Genomic DNA, 15,596 nt, shown 5'->3' with positions numbered 1-15,596 from the left:
ACGCCCGGTTACATTCCGAACCCGGAAGCTAAGCCTTACAGCGCCGATGGTACTGCAGGGGGGACCCTGTGGGAGAGTAGGACACCGCCGAACAATCTTTGAGGACCCCTGGTCACCAGCGTTCAGCTGGGACCAGGGGTCCTTTTGTTTTTACAATGCTTGCGGTACCGATGACAGGAGTCACCATGTCCACCAACTCTCCCGACGAGCGACCGGAGCGCGACCAGCGGCCACGGGACAGTGGTGACCGCGGTGACCGTGGCGGATACCGCGGAGACCGCAACGACCGCGGCAACGACCGCGGAGACCGCGGCGGTTACGGTCGTCGCGACGACAATCGTGGCGGCGGTGGTGGCGGCGGTGGTGGCGGCGGTGGCTACGGCGGCCGCCGCGACGACAACCGCGGTGGCGGATACGGCCGTCGGGACGACCGTCGTGGTGATGAGCGTCGCGGCGACGACCGGGGCGGTTACGGTCGTCGCGATGACAATCGCCGTGACGACAACCGGCGTGACGACAACCGGCGTGACGACAACCGGCGTGATGACAACCGCGGTGGTGGTTACGGCCGTCGCGATGACAACCGCGGCTCCCGCCCGGCGTTCCAGCGGGACGACCGTGGCGACCGCGGTGGCCACGGCGGCCGTCGGGACGACAATCGGGGCGGCGGCGGTTACCGCGGCCGGGACGACCGGCGCGACGACCGTGGTGACCGTCCGGCGTTCCGTCGTGATGACCGCGACGACCGTGGCGGTCGCAGTGACCGTGGTGACCGTGGCGACTTCCGTCGGGACGACAACCGCGGTGGCGGTGGCTACCGCGGCCGCGACGACCGACGCGACGACAATCGTGGAGCCGGCGGTGGCTACGGTGGCCGGCGGGACGACCACCGTGGTGGTGGCGGTTACCGCGGCCGGGACGACCGGCGCGACGACCGTCGGGACGACAATCGCCGTGACGACAACCGGCGCGATGACAACCGCGGTGGTGGTTACGGCCGTCGCGATGACAACCGCGGCTCCCGCCCGGCGTTCCAGCGGGACGACCGTGGCGACAGGGGTGGCTTCCGGCGCGACGACCGTGGTGACCGTCCTGCCTTCCGTCGTGATGACCGCGACGACCGCGGCGGGCGGAGTGACTTCCGTCGGGACGACAACCGGGGCGGCGGCGGCTACCGCGGCCGGGACGACCGCCGCGACGATCGTCGGGACGACCGCAGGGACGACCGGCGCGATGACAGCCGTGGTGGCTTCCGAGGCCCCCGCAGTGACGACCGAGGACGTGGTCCCCGGCGCGACGACCGCCGCGATGACCGCCGAGACGACCGAGGTGGGTTCCGCCGGGACGACAACCGGGGCGGCGGCGGTTACCGCGGCCGGGACGACCGGCGCGACGACCGTCGGGACGACCGGCGTGGCGACGACCGGCGTGGCGGCGGTTACGGACGTCGTGACGAGCGTGAGCGCGACCGGGACCGCGAGCCGATCAAGCGGCTGCCGATCCCGGAGGACGTCACCGGCGACGAGATCGACAAGGACGTACGCCAGGAGCTGCAGAGCCTGCCCAAGACGCTCGCGGAGGACGTCGCCAAGAACCTGGTGATGGTCGCGCGGCTCATCGACGAGGACCCCGAGGGCGCGTACGGCTACTCCAAGGTGGCCCTGCGGCTGGCGTCCCGTGTCGCCGCCGTGCGTGAGGCCGCCGGGTTCGCCGCGTACGCGAACCAGAAGTACAGCGAGGCTCTCGCCGAGTTCCGGGCCGCGCGGCGGATGACCGGCAGCGTGGACCTGTGGCCGGTGATGGCCGACTGCGAGCGCGGGCTCGGGCGGCCGGAGAAGGCGCTGGACATGGCCGGCGCCCCCGAGGTCCACAAGCTCGACAAGGCCGGCCAGGTCGAGATGCGGCTCGTCGCCGCCGGTGCCCGGCGTGACATGGGGCAGCTGGACGCGGCGATCGTGACGCTGCAGAGCCCCGAGCTGGCGTCCAACTCCGTACAGCCGTGGACCGCGCGGCTGCGGTACGCCTACGCCGATGCTCTGCTCGCGGCCGACCGTGTGGGCGAGGCGCGGGAATGGTTCGCCAAGGCCGTCGAGGCCGACCGGGACGGCAGCACGGACGCCTCCGACCGGCTGGCCGAGCTGGACGGGGTCGAGTTCGTGGACGCCCTGAACGACGAGGACACGGACGAGGACACGGACACGGAATCGGACGAGGACACCGACGCGGACGTCCACGTGGACGACAAGGCGGACGACAACGCGGACGAGTCCGAGGAAACCCTCGACGAAGTCGCGACCGAGTCCAAGACGGAGTCCAAGCCCGAGATCAAGGCAGAGACCGAGGCCAAGGCAGAGACCGAGGCAGAGGCCGAGACCGGGACCGGGACCGAGTCCGAGGCAGAGGCCGAGACCGGGACCGAGTCCGACAAGGACTGATCACGGCGTTCGACAGAGGGCAGGCTCCGACCGGGGCCTGCCCTCGCTCATACTCGCCGCCGTTCTCAGCCGTTTCGGCCGTTCTCAGCCGCTCTCAGACGTCGAGCGCCCGCAGCACCAGCCCCGACGCCGGCTTCGGGCCGAAGGACGTCGACTTGCGGGGCATGGTCACGCCCTGGCGGGCCAGGTCGCGGACGACGTCCTCGTGGACCGGGTGCAGGAGGACGGCCGTGCTGCCGGCGCGTTCGGCCTTGGCGACCGTCGCCGCCGTGTCGTGGATGTACGCGATGTGCGCGTTCGAGTCCTCGGGGATGCGCCACACGTGGCCGAGGAGCGTGGCGTGCAGGACGGTCGCGTCGAGCGTGCGCCAGGCCGCCGGGCGGTCGGCGGGGATCGTACGGGCCAGCAGATCCGGGTCCGGGCGGTCGATGAGGTGGAAGGTGCCGTCGCCGGCCAGCAGGAACGCGTTGCCGGCGCAGGCCGCGTCCGCGAGTGCCTCCTGGGCCTGGGACAGGGGGACGTCGAGCCGGCGTACCCGGAAGTGGTCCTGTACGGCCGCCAGGGCGTCCGCCACCGGCAGGCCGTGCAGCAGGCGGTGAATGGCGCGGACACGCAGCGGATAGCGCGCGGTGTCGACCAGGAGGACCAGACCGTAGTCCCAGGGACTGGGGGAGGCGTGCTCCGCGCGTAGACGTAGGTAGGTGGCCCAGCGGTGATGGCCGTCGGCGATCAGGGCCTGGTGGTGGGCCAGGTCGGACTGGACACGTGCCACCTCGGCCGGATCGGTGATCGACCAGAGGCGGTGGTGGAAGCCGTCCTCCGTGGTGGTGGCCAGGAGCGGGGGACGGTCGGCCGCCGCTTCGACGACTTCGGCGGCCGCGCCGTTGCCCCGGTAGGTCAGGAGAAGGGGTTCGAGGTTCGCGGAGGTCGCGCGCATCAGGGCCGCGCGGTCGGCGACCACCGGGGGCATGACCTCCTCGTGCGGCAGCACCACGCCCTCCGACGGTTCCGAGACCCGCAGCGCGCCGATGACGCCGCGCTGCAGCATGCCGTTGCCGTCGTGCTGCTCGTAGACGTACAGGCCGGGTTCGGGATCGGTGGTGAGGATGCCCTCGGCCTGCCAGCGGTGCAGGGTGTCGGCCGCCTGTTCGGTGCCGGCGCTGGGGGTACCGGCCTGGGGAAGGATCAGGCGGACGATGTTGTACGGGTCGGCGGACTGGAGGTGGTGTACGCCGTCGGGGCGTACGACGACGTCGTACGGCGGGGAAGTGACGGCGGCGAGGCTGCCGACCCGGTCGGGGTCGTAGCGAAGGCCTCGGAACGGGGTGAGTTCCAGGCCTCGGCGCTCCGTTGCTTCCGAGTGACCTGCAGTGTTCATCCCGGCATCGTACGTGTGTCAGTGGCGTGCGGGATGATCGATGGGGAAAGGCGGGACAACGAAGAGTGACGAGGAGCGATGGGGAATGAGTCAGGGTGTCAGGACGGGTCCCGAGGGCAGCGGACAGGCTCTGAGAACGGCGTATGACACGGCGCTGCTCGATCTGGACGGCGTGGTGTACGCGGGCGGCAGCGCGATCGCGCACGCAGTGGAGTCGCTGGCGGCTGCCCGCGCGGGCGGGATGCATCTGGCGTACGTCACCAACAACGCGCTGCGGACGCCGGACACGGTCGCCGGGCACCTCACCGAGCTGGGGATCCCGACCGGTGCCGGGGACGTCATCACCTCGGCGCAGGCGGTCGCCCGCCTGATCAGCGAGCAGGTGCCCGCGGGTGCGCGGGTGCTGGTGATCGGAGGCGAGGGGCTGCGGGTCGCCCTGCGGGAGCGCGGGCTGGAGCCGGTGGACTCCGCCGACGACGACCCGGCGGCCGTCGCGCAGGGATACGGCGGCCCCGACCTGGCGTGGGGGCGGTTCGCCGAGGCGTCGTACGCCGTCGCGCGCGGGGTGCCGTGGTTCGCGTCCAACACCGATCTGACGATTCCCAGCGGGCGCGGGATCGCACCGGGCAACGGCGCGGCGGTGGAAGTCGTCCGGATCGCGACGGGTGCCGAGCCGCAGGTGGCCGGCAAGCCGCTGCCGCCGATGCACCGGGAGACGGTCCTGCGGACGGGTGCGAAGCGGCCGTTGGTGGTCGGGGACCGGCTGGACACCGACATCGAGGGCGCGTTCAACGGCGGGGTCGACTCACTGCTCGTCCTGACCGGTGTCACCGACGGGCGGCAACTGCTCGCCGCGCCGCCGCAGCACAGGCCGACCTATGTGGACGCCGATCTGCGGGGGTTGCTCACCGGGCAGCCGGAGGTCACGGCGGCGGGCGACGGCTTCCGGTGCGGTGGCTGGACGGCCACGGCAGGGGCGGACCGGCTGGAGCTGGAGGGGGACGGCGAGGCCCTCGACGGGCTGCGGGCGCTGTGCGCGGCGGCCTGGACGGCGGCCGGAGACGGCTCCTGCGCGGTGGACGGAGGCAAGGCGCTGGCGCGGCTGGGGCTCTGAACCGGCGCTGCGCACCGGGACCGGGGATCGAAATCCAATGAGAGGGTAGGCTAACCTAACTGGGTGTTGGTCGACAGCCCTCCCGAACAGCGCGCGGAGACCGCCCCCGCGCCCCCAACCCACCGGGCGATACGGTCTCTTGGGCTCCTCGTCTCCGTCCTGATCTTGCTGCTCGTCGCCCTGGTGAGCATTGCGATCGGAGCGAAAGAGCTGCCGCTGGACCAGGTCTGGCACGGCCTGTTCCACGACACGGGGACGTACGGCGATGTGGTCGTCGACGAGCGGCTGTCCCGGACCGTCCTCGGCCTGCTGGCCGGTGCCGCCCTCGGCCTGTCCGGGGCGGTGCTCCAGGCGCTCACCCGCAACCCGCTCGCGGACCCCGGACTGCTCGGCATCAACGCGGGCGCGTCGGCCGCGGTCGTCACCGCCATCACCTACTTCGGCGTCACCACCCTCAACGGTTATGTGTGGTTCGCCTTCTTCGGGGCGGCCGCGGTGGGCGCGCTGGTGTGGTTCCTGGGTGGCAGCCGGGGCGCCACCCCGGTCCGGCTGGCGCTGGCCGGTACGGCGATCAGCGCCGCGCTCTACGGCTACCTGCAGGCCGTGATGATCACGGACGGCGCGGCACTCAACAAGTGGCGTTTCTGGACGGTCGGTTCGCTGGCCTCCGCGAACGACTCGACGATCGTGCAGGTGCTGCCGTTCCTCGCGGTCGGCACCCTGCTCGCCCTCGGTCTCGCCCGGCCGCTGAACGCGGTGGCGATGGGCGACGACACCGCCCGCGCCCTCGGCGCGAACCTGGGGCGCACCCGGGCCCTCGCCATGCTCGCCGCCGTCGTGCTGTGCGGCGCGGCCACCGCGGCCTGCGGCCCGATCGCCTTCGTCGGCCTCATGGTGCCGCACGTCGTGCGTTCCTTCACCGGCCCCGACCTGCGCTGGATCCTGCCGTACGCGACGATCCTGTCGCCCGTGCTGCTGCTCGGCGCCGACGTCGTCGGCCGGATCGTCGCCCGCCCTTCGGAACTCCAGGTCGGCATCGTCACCGCGATCATCGGCGGGCCGGTCTTCATTCTTCTCGTACGACGGCGGAGGACGGCCCAGCTGTGAGGGACACCGCTGCGAGGACCACTGCTGTGAAGACCACTGCTGTGAAGACCACTGCTGTGAAGACCACCGCTGGGAAGAACGCGCGTAACACGCGTACCCTGCGCACCCCCGGAGGGCTCTCCCTGCGGGCGGACCTGCGCGCGCTGATCGTCGTGACCGCGCTGCTCCTGGCCGCGTGTGCCGCGAGTGTCGTCCTGATCGGCACCGGCGATTTCCCGATCTCCTTCGGCGACGTGGTGAAGACGCTGACCGGCAACGGCACCGCGGGCCAGGACTTCATCGTCAACGAGCTGCGGCTGCCGCGCGTGCTGGTCGGTCTGCTGGTCGGCGCCTCGCTCGGCCTCGGCGGCGCGCTGTTCCAGTCCATCTCCCGCAACCCGCTCGGCAGCCCGGACGTCCTCGGTCTCTCCCAGGGCTCCACGTCCGGCGCCCTTGTCGTCATCGTGCTGATGTCCGGGGATGCCGCCCAGGTCACGGTCGGGGCGCTGGTCGGCGGTCTGCTGACCGGCCTCGCCATCTATCTGCTCGCCTGGAAACAGGGCGTGCACGGCTACCGGCTGGTCCTGGTCGGCATCGGCGTCTCCGCGGTGGTCACCGCGGTCAACGGCTATCTGCTCACCAAGGCGGACTTCGTCGACGCGACCCGCGCGGTCGTCTGGATGACGGGTTCCCTCAACGGCCGGGACTGGAGCCAGGTCTGGCCGCTGCTCGCGCTGTGCTCGGTTCTCGTCCCGCTCGCCCTCGCCAACGCGCGCGGTCTCAGGATGATGGAGATGGGCGACGACGTGTCCAACGCCCTCGGTGTGCGCGTGGAACGGGTACGGCTGCTGCTGATGGTGTCGGCCGTCCTGCTGACGTCAGCCGCCACCGCCGCCGCGGGCCCGGTCAGCTTCGTGGCGCTCACCGCCCCGCAGCTCGCTCGCCGGCTCACCCGCTCACCCGGCCCCAACCTGCTGCCCTCCCTCTGTATGGGCGCCACCCTGCTGGTCACCGCCGACTGGGCCTCCCAGCGTGCCTTCGGCGCCGACCAGCTGCCCGTGGGCGTGGTCACCGGAGTCCTGGGCGGCCTCTACCTGCTGTGGCTCCTCGTCACCGAACGCAAGGCGGGCCGGATATGAGCATGCGAGGCGGGCCGGATATGAGCATGCGAGGCGGGCCGGATATGAGCATGCAAGGCGGCCGGATATGAGCACGAACCCCGAGTCGGAGAGCAAGAACAAGAAGAGGAACGCTGTGAACCGCCTGTCCGCCGAGAACGTCACCCTCGCCTACGACCAGCGTGTCATCGCCGAGCAGCTGTCGGTGGAGATCCCCGACAACTCCTTCACGGTGATCGTCGGCCCCAACGCCTGCGGCAAGTCGACGCTCCTGCGCGCGCTGTCCCGGATGCTCAAGCCCAGCCAGGGCCGGGTACTGCTCGACGGGCAGGTCATCCAGTCGATGCCGGCGAAGAAGGTGGCCCGCACGCTCGGCCTGCTGCCCCAGTCGTCCATCGCGCCCGACGGCATCACCGTCGGCGACCTGGTCGGCCGCGGCCGCTACCCGCACCAGGGACTGCTGCGGCAGTGGTCCGCCGAGGACGAGCGGGTGGTCCAGGAGTCGATGGCCCAGACGGGGGTCGCCGAACTCGCCGACCGGTATGTGGACGAGCTGTCCGGGGGCCAGCGGCAGCGCGTGTGGATCGCCATGGCGCTCGCCCAGCAGACCCCGCTGCTGCTCCTCGACGAGCCGACCACCTATCTGGACATCCAGCACCAGATCGACGTCCTCGACCTCTGTGCCGAACTGCACGAGGAGCAGGGCCGGACGCTGGTCGCCGTGCTGCACGACCTCAACCACGCGGCCCGGTACGCCACCCACCTCATCGCGCTGCGCGGCGGCGAGGTGATCGCCGAGGGCGCCCCGAGCGACATCGTCACCGCGGAGCTCGTCGAGGACGTCTTCGGGCTGCGCTGTCAGATCATCGACGACCCGGAGACGGGCACCCCGCTGGTGGTGCCGGCGGCCCGGAAGGCACGGCTCACAGCAGCTTCCTGAGCCGGAACAGGTCCAGCAGGTTCGCGTCCAGCTTCACCCGGCCCGAGCCCCAGGCCCCGGCGAAGTTCAGCTCGCCGTCGACCAGGGCCACCAGGTCGTCGCCGGCCATGGCCAGCCCGATCTGCGCCTTCTGCCGGGGCGGCCCGGGGAACGTCTCCTCGACCTCGATCCGGCCGCCGGTGAGCCGGCCGGCGAAGGTGACGTCCAGGTCGGTGATGTGGCAGCTGACCGTGCGGTCCATGGCGGCGGCAGCGCGGACGTCGCCCTCGGCGCCGCCCATGGTGTGGGAGAGCTTGTCGAGTGCGGCGCGGCACTCCTCGATCGTGGCCATCGCGATCGACGGTACCCCAGCGGTTCGAGGTAGCGTCGGGGCATGACCGACTCTGTGCCCGAGGGCCGGGTGGCGGAGACGGCGGAAGCGGTCCCGGCCGAGCCCGAGTACGACCCCGCCGCCCCTGCCCCACTGGACGTCCCCCGCACTCCCACCGGCAACGCCGAAGTCGACGCCCGGCTCGACCGGCTGGGCGACGCCGACCACCTCGCCACGGACGGGCATCTGGAGGTGTACGAGGATGTACACCGGGGGCTGCGCGACGCGCTCACCGCGCTCGACGCCCGCCCGGAACCTCCGGCGCCCGCACCGCCGTACGGCAACAGGGCGCCCGCACCGTCGTACCACCAGAGCAGGAGCTGAACCGAACGTGGCAGGAGTCGCACGTCGCCGTCTGGACGCGGAACTGGTCCGCCGGAAGCTGGCGCGTTCGCGTGAGCACGCGAGCCAGCTGATCGCCGCCGGGCGGGTCACCGTCGGCAAGACCCTGGCGACCAAGCCGGCCACCCAGGTGGAGACCGCCGCGGCCATCGTGGTGCGGTCCGACGACAGCGATCCCGAGTACGTGTCCCGGGGCGGGCACAAGCTGGCGGGGGCGCTGGCGGCGTTCGTCCCGCAGGGGCTCGCGGTCGAGGGGCGGCGGGCGCTGGACGCCGGCGCGTCCACCGGGGGCTTCACCGATGTGCTGCTGCGTGCGGGCGCCGCGCAGGTCGTCGCCGTCGACGTCGGATACGGGCAACTCGCGTGGTCTCTGCAGAGCGATGAACGCGTCACCGTCAAGGACCGTACGAACGTACGCGAGTTGACGCTTGAAGCGATCGATGGGGAGCCTGTGGATCTTGTCGTGGGTGATCTGTCCTTCATCCCGCTCGGGCTGGTGCTGCCGGCCCTGGCGCGGTGCGTGAAGCCGGACGCCGACCTGGTGATGATGGTCAAGCCGCAGTTCGAGGTGGGCAAGGAGCGACTGGGCAGCGGGGGAGTCGTACGGAGTCCGCAGCTGCGGGCGGAGGCCGTGCGGGGGGTTGCCGACAAGGCGTGGGAGCTGGGGCTCGGGGTGAACGGTGTCACCGCCAGTCCGCTGCCCGGGCCGTCCGGCAATGTCGAGTACTTTCTGTGGCTGCGGGCCGGGGCACCCCGACTGGACCCGGCCGACGTTGACCGTGCAGTGGCGGAGGGGCCGCGTTGACACAGAACCGAGCTCGTACTGTTTTCCTGCTCGCCCACACCGGGCGGCCTGCGGCCATCCGCAGCGCCGAACTCGTGGTCAAGGGCCTGCTGGCGGCCGGAGTCGGCGTCCGGGTCCTGGAGTACGAGGCACACGACCTGCCCCTCCCCGAAGAGGTCGAACTCGTCGAGGAGGCCTCGCCGCACAGCCTCGACGGCTGCGAGCTGCTGATCGTGCTCGGCGGAGACGGGACGCTGCTGCGCGGCGCCGAGTTCGCACGGGCCTCCGGCGTGCCGATGCTGGGCGTCAACCTCGGCAGCGTGGGGTTCCTCGCGGAGGCCGAGCGGGACGACCTCGACAAGGTCGTGGACCGGGTGGTGAGCAAGGCGTACGAGGTCGAGGAGCGGATGACCGTCGACGTCGTCGTGCACCGCAACGGGGACATCGTGCACACCGACTGGGCGCTGAACGAGGCCGCCGTGCAGAAGGCGGGCGCCGAGAAGCTCCTCGAAGTGGTGCTGGAGATCGACGGGCGGCCGGTGACGGGGTTCGGGTGCGACGGGATCGTGCTGTCGACGCCGACCGGGTCCACGGCGTACGCGTTCTCCGCGGGCGGACCGGTGGTGTGGCCGGAGGTGGAGGCGCTGCTGATGGTGCCGATCTCCGCGCACGCGCTGTTCGCGAAGCCGCTGGTGACGTCGCCGGACTCGGTGCTGGCGGTGGAGGTGCTGCCGCACATCCAGCCGGGCGTGCTGTGGTGCGACGGGCGGCGGACCGTCGAGCTGCCGCCCGGGGCACGGGTCGAGGTGCGGCGGGGGGCGGTGCCGGTGCGGCTGGCCCGGCTGCACCACGCGTCGTTCACGGACCGGCTGGTGGCCAAGTTCGCGTTGCCGGTCTCCGGGTGGCGGGGGGCGCCGCAGTAGCGGTTCGTGGGGGGTGGGCGGGGAGCGTCGGCGGCTGCGGGTGGTTCGTGGTCGCTCGCGCAGTTCCCCGCGCCCCTTGGTTTCTCCGCTCGCCCGCGTGACTGGCTGCCGCGCTCCTTGGTTTCTCCGCTCGCCCGCGTGACTGGCTGCCGCGCTCCTTGGTTTCTCCGCTCGCCCGCGTGACTGGCTGCCGCGCCCCTTGGTTTCTCCGCTCGCCCGCGTGACTGGGTGCCGCGCCCCTTGGCTTCTCCACTCGCCCGGGTGACAGGGGGCCTCGCACTTCGTCGGCCGGACCTCGTAAGGTCTTCCCCGTGCTGGAAGAAATGCGGATACGGTCCCTCGGAGTCATCGACGACGCTGTCGTCGAGTTGTCGCCGGGGTTCACCGCCGTCACCGGTGAGACCGGTGCGGGCAAGACCATGGTGGTCACCAGCCTGGGGCTGCTGCTCGGTGGGCGGGCCGATCCCGCGCTCGTGCGGATCGGCTCCGAGAAGGCGGTGGTCGAGGGGCGGCTCACCGTGCCTCCGGGTACCTCCGCGGTCGTACGGGCCGAGGAGGCCGGCGCGGAGCTGGACGACGGTGCGCTGCTGATCAGCCGTACCGTTTCCGCCGAGGGGCGCTCGCGGGCGCACCTGGGCGGGCGGAGCGTGCCCGTGGGGCTGCTCGCCGAACTCGCCGACGACCTGGTGGCCGTGCACGGGCAGACCGACCAGCAGGGCCTGCTGAAGCTGTCCCGGCAGCGGCAGGCCCTGGACCGGTACGCGGGTGACGGGGTCACCGTGCCGCTCGCCAAGTACGGCGAGGCCTACCGGCGGCTGCGGGCCGTGGCGGTGGAGCTGGAGGAGATCGTCACCCGGGCGCGTGAGCGGGCCCAGGAAGCCGACATGCTGCGCTACGGGCTCGACGAGATCGCCGCCGTGGAGCCGCGGGCCGGTGAGGACGTCGAACTCGCCGAGGAGGCCGAGCGGCTCGGGCACGCCGAGGCGCTGTCGTCGGCCGCGACCGCCGCGCACTCCGCGCTCGCGGGCAACCCCGAGGACCCCGAGGGCATCGACGCGGCCACCCTCGTCGCGGGCGCCCACCGCGCCCTGGAGGCCGTACGGTCGCACGACCCGGCGCTGGCCGCGCTCGCCGACCGGATCGGCGAGGTCGGGATCCTGCTCGGCGATGTGGCGGGCGAACTCGCCGGGTACGCCGACGACCTCGACGCCGACCCGCTGCGGCTCGCGGCCGTCGAGGAGCGGCGCGCCGCGCTCACCGCGCTCACCCGCAAGTACGGCGAGTACGGCGACGGCATCGACGCGGTGCTGGCCTGGGCCGAACGGGGCGCCGCGCGACTGACCGAACTCGACGGGGACGACGAGCGGATCGACGAGCTGACCGCCGAACGCGATGCCCTTCGTGCGGAACTGAGCGGGCTCGCACAGGCGTTGACCGACGCCCGTACCGAGGCCGCCGCGCGCTTCGCGGCCGCCGTCACCGCCGAGCTGGGCTCCCTCGCGATGCCGCACGCGCGCGTGTCCTTCGACATCCGGCAGACCGAGGACCCGGAGGGCGTGGAGGTCGGCGGGCGCGCGGTCGCGTACGGCCCCTCGGGCGCCGACGAGGTCGAACTGCTCCTCGCCCCGCACCCCGGCGCCCCGCCCCGCCCGATCGCCAAGGGTGCCTCCGGCGGTGAGCTGTCCCGGGTGATGCTCGCGGTGGAGGTCGTCTTCGCGGGCACCGACCCGGTCCCGACCTACCTCTTCGACGAGGTCGACGCGGGCGTCGGCGGCAAGGCCGCGGTCGAGATCGGGCGTCGGCTGGCGAAGCTCGCCAAGTCGGCGCAGGTGGTCGTGGTCACGCACCTGCCGCAGGTAGCCGCCTTCGCCGACCGGCAGTTGCTGGTCGAGAAGACGAACGACGGGTCGGTCACGCGCTCGGGCGTGAAGGTCCTGGAGGGCGAGGAGCGGGTCCGGGAGCTGTCCCGGATGCTGGCCGGACAGGAGGACTCGGAGACGGCACGGGCCCACGCGGAGGAACTGCTCGCCACCGCCAGAGCGGACGCCTGAGGCGCCCCTCGGGGGCGGGGGTCCGTGCCGGCAGGCGGGGCCGCGTGGGCGCGACGGCGCGCCCACCCCGTCCGCACGCGAGCCCGCGCCCGCGCCCGCTCGCCTTGCCGTACTGTCACTCTCACGGGTGACACACTCCGGCGCATGCCCCGCCCCGCCCCGGTATGCCCCTCCCCGGAGCCCCGCAGTGCCCCCCTCGGCCCGATACCTTCTCTACGTACCCTCGTGACCTCCCCGACGCCGAACACAGGAGCCCGGCTGCGTGAGCCCCGTGAGCAGCAACGCATCGCACGGTCAGTCACCGCTGCGCACCGTGCAGGTGCTGGGCGGTGGCAACGCCGGCAGCAGTGCGCACGTGCGTTCGCTCGCCGCCGGTCTTGTCGCACGGGGCGTGCGGGTCACGGTGTGCGCCCCCGTCGAGGCCGACCGCGCCTACGACTTCTCGGGCGTCGGCGCCGACCATGTCCACGTACCGCGCAGCAGTGACCCGGGGTCGGTGGCCGCGCTGCGGGCGGCCTGTACCGACGCCGACCTGGTGCACGCGCACGGTCTGCACGCCTCCTTCCGCGCCGTGCTGGCGCTCAGCGGCCGCAGTACCCCGCTCATCGTCACCTGGCACAACCGGGCGGAGGCCGAGGGCGCCCGGGCTCATCTGCTGCGGATGCTGGAGCGGCGGGTGGTGCGGACGGCCGCCGTGGTGCTGGGCACCACCTCCGACCTGGTGGACCGGGCCCGCCGTACCGGCGCCCGGGACGCGCGGCTCGCCGCCGTCACGCTGCCCGGTCTGCGGCGCCCCGTGGCGGAGGAGGCGGACCGGCTGCGGCCCAAGGTGCGGGCCGAACTCGGCGCCATGGGACGGCCGTTGCTGATCGCCGTCGGCTCCCTCGACCGGCACCGCGGCTACGACGTCCTGCTGGACGCGGCGCATGCCTGGTGCCGGCTCGATCCGGTACCGCTGCTCGTCATCGCGGGGGAGGGACCGCTGCGTACGGTGCTGCAGCGGCGGATCGAGGACGAGGAGCTGCCCGCCCGGCTCATCGGCCGCCGCGAGGACGTCACCGAGCTGCTCGCCGCCGCCGATCTGGCACTGCTGCCCAGCAGTTGGGAGTCGCGTTCGGTGCTCGCCCAGGAGGCGCTGCACGCGCGCGTGCCCCTCGTCGCGACCGCCGTGGGCGGTATCCCCGACCTGGTCGGCGACGCGGCCGAACTCGTCCCGTACGGCGACGCGACCGCCCTCGCCGACACCGTGCTACGGCTGCTCGGCGACCCCGAACGCTGCGAGGAACTGCGGGAGAAGGGCGCCCGGCAGGCGGCGAGCTGGCCGACGGAGGACGAGACGGTGACCCAAGTGCTCAGCGTGTACGACGAGTTGACCCAGCCCCGGCCGCTGTAGCCGCTAGGGGACGTGCCGGCGGGCCCGCAGGGCGAGGCTCAACGCGAGCACCACCTGCGGATCGTCGAGGTCCGTGCCCAGCAACTCGCCGATGCGGGCGAGGCGGTTGTAGAGGGTCTGCCGGTTGAGATGGAGTTCGCGGGCCGTCTCCGCCTTGCGGCCGGCGTGCGCCAGGTAGGTCTCCAGGGTGGGCAGCAGGGGCGGCCTGGAGCGGTTGTCGTGGTTCCGGAGCGGGCCGATCGCCCGGTCGACGAAGGCCGCCAGGTCGGGGTGGTCGCGCAGCCGCCACAGGAGAAGGTCGATGTCGAGGCGGCGGGCGTCGTACCAGGGGCGGTCGGAGAGGCCCTGGGCCGCCGTCGCCGTCTCCGCCGCGTGCCGCAGGCCCGCCGAGGCGGCCGCCCAGCCGCCGGCCACCCCGACCACCACGACCGGGTGAGCGGCTCCGGCGCGCTGCATCCCGGCGCGCTCCACTCCCGCCCGCAGCGCCGCCGCGACCCGGTCCGCGACCGCCGGCCGCTCCGCCTCCGAGCGCAGGCCCACCAGGAGCGGGACGCGGCCTTCCACGGGGCGTACGCCGAGGAGCACGGGCACGCCGACCGCCGCCAGCTCCTCGCCGACCGCCCGGGCCAGCACGGCCCAGCCCCCGCCCGGGGAGATGGAGTCGCCGACCCGCATGACCACCGGGAGCAGCGGGCTGCTGCCGGGCCTGAAGCCGAGGACGCGGGCCTGGGCCGGGGCGTCCGCCGCGGTGATGCGGCCCTCGGCGAGGTCGGTCAGGAAGTCGCCGCGGCCACGGGCCGCCAGCTCCTCCTCCTGACGGGCCTGCATCAGGACGACGGCCAGGATGCCGGCGGCCCGCTCGGCGGCGATGCGGTGCACCGGGGTGAGCGGCCCGCGTACCGGGAGCAGCACCAGCCGGGCCCGTACCGAGCCGGTCCCCGGGCCGCCGCCCGGCACGTCCACCAGGACCGCCCCGGTCGGCGGCGGCGCGTTCTTGTGCTGGCCGCGCAGCCCCTCCCACACCTGGAGCGGATCCGCGCCCTCGGGCCCCGATCCGGCGGCGTACAGCAGCTGGCCGTCGGTGGTCTCCAGGAAGACCGGGTTGCCGCAGAAGTCGGCGAGGATCGCGAGGACCTGGGGGACCCCGCCCCCGCCCAGCAGGGCCTCGGTGCAGCGGCGGTGCACCTCCTCGGCGCGCTGGAGGAGCGTGTAGTGGTGGTTGACGATCTCGGTGTGGATCTCCTCCGTCACCGTCACGAAGGGCACCTCGCGGTGCAGCGCGACCAGTGGCAGCCCGGTCGCCCGGGCGGTGTCGACGAGGGTGGCGGGCAGCCGGGAGAAGCGTGGGCCCAGCTCCACCACCAGGGCCGCGATGCCCCGCTCGGCGAGCGTGCGCACGAACGCCCGCTGGTCGTTCGGCCGGGTGCCCAGGCCATAGCCGGTGGTGAGGAGCAACTCGCCGCCTTTCAGCAGCGAGGCGATGTTCGGCACCTCGCCGGCGTGCACCCAGCGCACGGTCCGGCCCAGCCGGTCGGTGCCCGCCAGGATCTCCGGGAGCCCGCTGCGCAGCCCGGGCAGCTCCAGCGCCCGCTGCACGGTGATCCCGCCCTGGGTGTCGAATCCGCTGCCCGTACCGCTGTCCATGGAGCGGACGCTACCTGG

14 protein-coding genes and 1 rRNA gene are annotated in these 15,596 nt (G+C 72.9%); 12 read left to right on the top strand and 3 right to left on the bottom strand.

What is annotated here, in order from left to right; translation table 11 throughout:
• The 3 genes from rrf to AB0N16_RS16300 form a co-directional block, all read left to right on the top strand.
• A 5S ribosomal RNA gene (rrf, locus tag AB0N16_RS16310) occupies window positions 1-93 on the top strand; the annotation flags it as partial.
• Window positions 94-252: 159 nt separating this feature from the next.
• A complete protein-coding gene (locus AB0N16_RS16305; protein WP_365797153.1) occupies window positions 253-1,602 on the top strand; it encodes a hypothetical protein in 1,350 nt (449 codons plus the stop codon).
• On the top strand, window positions 1,494-2,435 hold the full coding sequence (locus AB0N16_RS16300; protein WP_365797151.1) for a hypothetical protein: 942 nt from the start codon (window positions 1,494-1,496) through the stop codon (window positions 2,433-2,435). The genes AB0N16_RS16305 and AB0N16_RS16300 overlap by 109 nt, the downstream gene beginning before the upstream one ends.
• A 94-nt stretch (window positions 2,436-2,529) precedes the next feature.
• On the opposite strand, the gene AB0N16_RS16295 is transcribed toward AB0N16_RS16300, so the two are convergent.
• Window positions 2,530-3,813, bottom strand: coding sequence for a DUF1015 domain-containing protein (locus tag AB0N16_RS16295; protein WP_365797103.1), 1,284 nt, complete (start codon window positions 3,811-3,813; stop codon window positions 2,530-2,532).
• Window positions 3,814-3,898: 85 nt separating this feature from the next.
• On the opposite strand from AB0N16_RS16295, the gene AB0N16_RS16290 reads away from it, so the two are divergent.
• The 4 genes from AB0N16_RS16290 (at window position 3,899) to AB0N16_RS16275 (ending at window position 8,071) form a co-directional block, all read left to right on the top strand.
• Window positions 3,899-4,927, top strand: coding sequence for an HAD hydrolase-like protein (locus AB0N16_RS16290; protein WP_365797101.1), 1,029 nt, complete (start codon window positions 3,899-3,901; stop codon window positions 4,925-4,927).
• 63 nt (window positions 4,928-4,990) lie between these two features.
• On the top strand, window positions 4,991-6,034 hold the full coding sequence (locus AB0N16_RS16285; protein WP_365797099.1) for an iron chelate uptake ABC transporter family permease subunit: 1,044 nt from the start codon (window positions 4,991-4,993) through the stop codon (window positions 6,032-6,034).
• A 56-nt stretch (window positions 6,035-6,090) separates the two neighbouring features.
• Complete coding sequence (locus tag AB0N16_RS16280; protein WP_365797149.1) at window positions 6,091-7,152, top strand: iron chelate uptake ABC transporter family permease subunit; 1,062 nt, start codon at window positions 6,091-6,093, stop codon at window positions 7,150-7,152.
• 67 nt (window positions 7,153-7,219) lie between these two features.
• A complete protein-coding gene (locus AB0N16_RS16275; RefSeq protein WP_365797097.1) occupies window positions 7,220-8,071 on the top strand; it encodes an ABC transporter ATP-binding protein in 852 nt (283 codons plus the stop codon).
• Here AB0N16_RS16275 and AB0N16_RS16270 read toward each other — a convergent pair.
• The gene (locus tag AB0N16_RS16270) at window positions 8,055-8,402 is read right to left on the bottom strand and encodes a sterol-binding protein (RefSeq protein ID WP_365797095.1); all 348 of its coding nucleotides are present in this window, start codon (window positions 8,400-8,402) and stop codon (window positions 8,055-8,057) included. The two genes, AB0N16_RS16275 and AB0N16_RS16270, sit on opposite strands and share 17 nt — an antisense overlap.
• Window positions 8,403-8,444: 42 nt before the next feature.
• On the opposite strand from AB0N16_RS16270, the gene AB0N16_RS16265 reads away from it, so the two are divergent.
• The 5 genes from AB0N16_RS16265 (at window position 8,445) to AB0N16_RS16245 (ending at window position 13,934) form a co-directional block, all read left to right on the top strand.
• The gene (locus AB0N16_RS16265; RefSeq protein WP_365797093.1) at window positions 8,445-8,765 is read left to right on the top strand and encodes a hypothetical protein; all 321 of its coding nucleotides are present in this window, start codon (window positions 8,445-8,447) and stop codon (window positions 8,763-8,765) included.
• 7 nt (window positions 8,766-8,772) lie between these two features.
• On the top strand, window positions 8,773-9,588 hold the full coding sequence (locus tag AB0N16_RS16260) for a TlyA family RNA methyltransferase (protein WP_365797091.1): 816 nt from the start codon (window positions 8,773-8,775) through the stop codon (window positions 9,586-9,588).
• The gene (locus AB0N16_RS16255; protein ID WP_365797089.1) at window positions 9,585-10,490 is read left to right on the top strand and encodes an NAD kinase; all 906 of its coding nucleotides are present in this window, start codon (window positions 9,585-9,587) and stop codon (window positions 10,488-10,490) included. The genes AB0N16_RS16260 and AB0N16_RS16255 overlap by 4 nt, the downstream gene beginning before the upstream one ends.
• Before the next feature lie 323 nt (window positions 10,491-10,813).
• On the top strand, window positions 10,814-12,541 hold the full coding sequence (gene recN, locus AB0N16_RS16250; protein WP_365797147.1) for a DNA repair protein RecN: 1,728 nt from the start codon (window positions 10,814-10,816) through the stop codon (window positions 12,539-12,541).
• Window positions 12,542-12,803: 262 nt separating this feature from the next.
• Window positions 12,804-13,934: a glycosyltransferase family 4 protein gene (locus AB0N16_RS16245; protein ID WP_365797087.1), complete on the top strand. Its 1,131-nt coding sequence runs from the start codon at window positions 12,804-12,806 to the stop codon at window positions 13,932-13,934.
• A gap of 3 nt (window positions 13,935-13,937) precedes the next feature.
• Here the strand turns inward: AB0N16_RS16245 and AB0N16_RS16240 are convergent, their stop codons facing one another.
• A complete protein-coding gene (locus tag AB0N16_RS16240) occupies window positions 13,938-15,578 on the bottom strand; it encodes a PucR family transcriptional regulator (protein ID WP_365797085.1) in 1,641 nt (546 codons plus the stop codon).
• Between the last annotated feature and the right edge of the window lie 18 nt (window positions 15,579-15,596).

Origin of the sequence: Streptomyces sp. NPDC051105 (assembly GCF_040682795.1) — a bacterium.
GTDB lineage: Bacteria > Actinomycetota > Actinomycetes > Streptomycetales > Streptomycetaceae > Streptomyces.
Note: the sequence above shows the minus strand (reverse complement) of the source record. Positions and strands in the feature narration are given on the sequence as shown.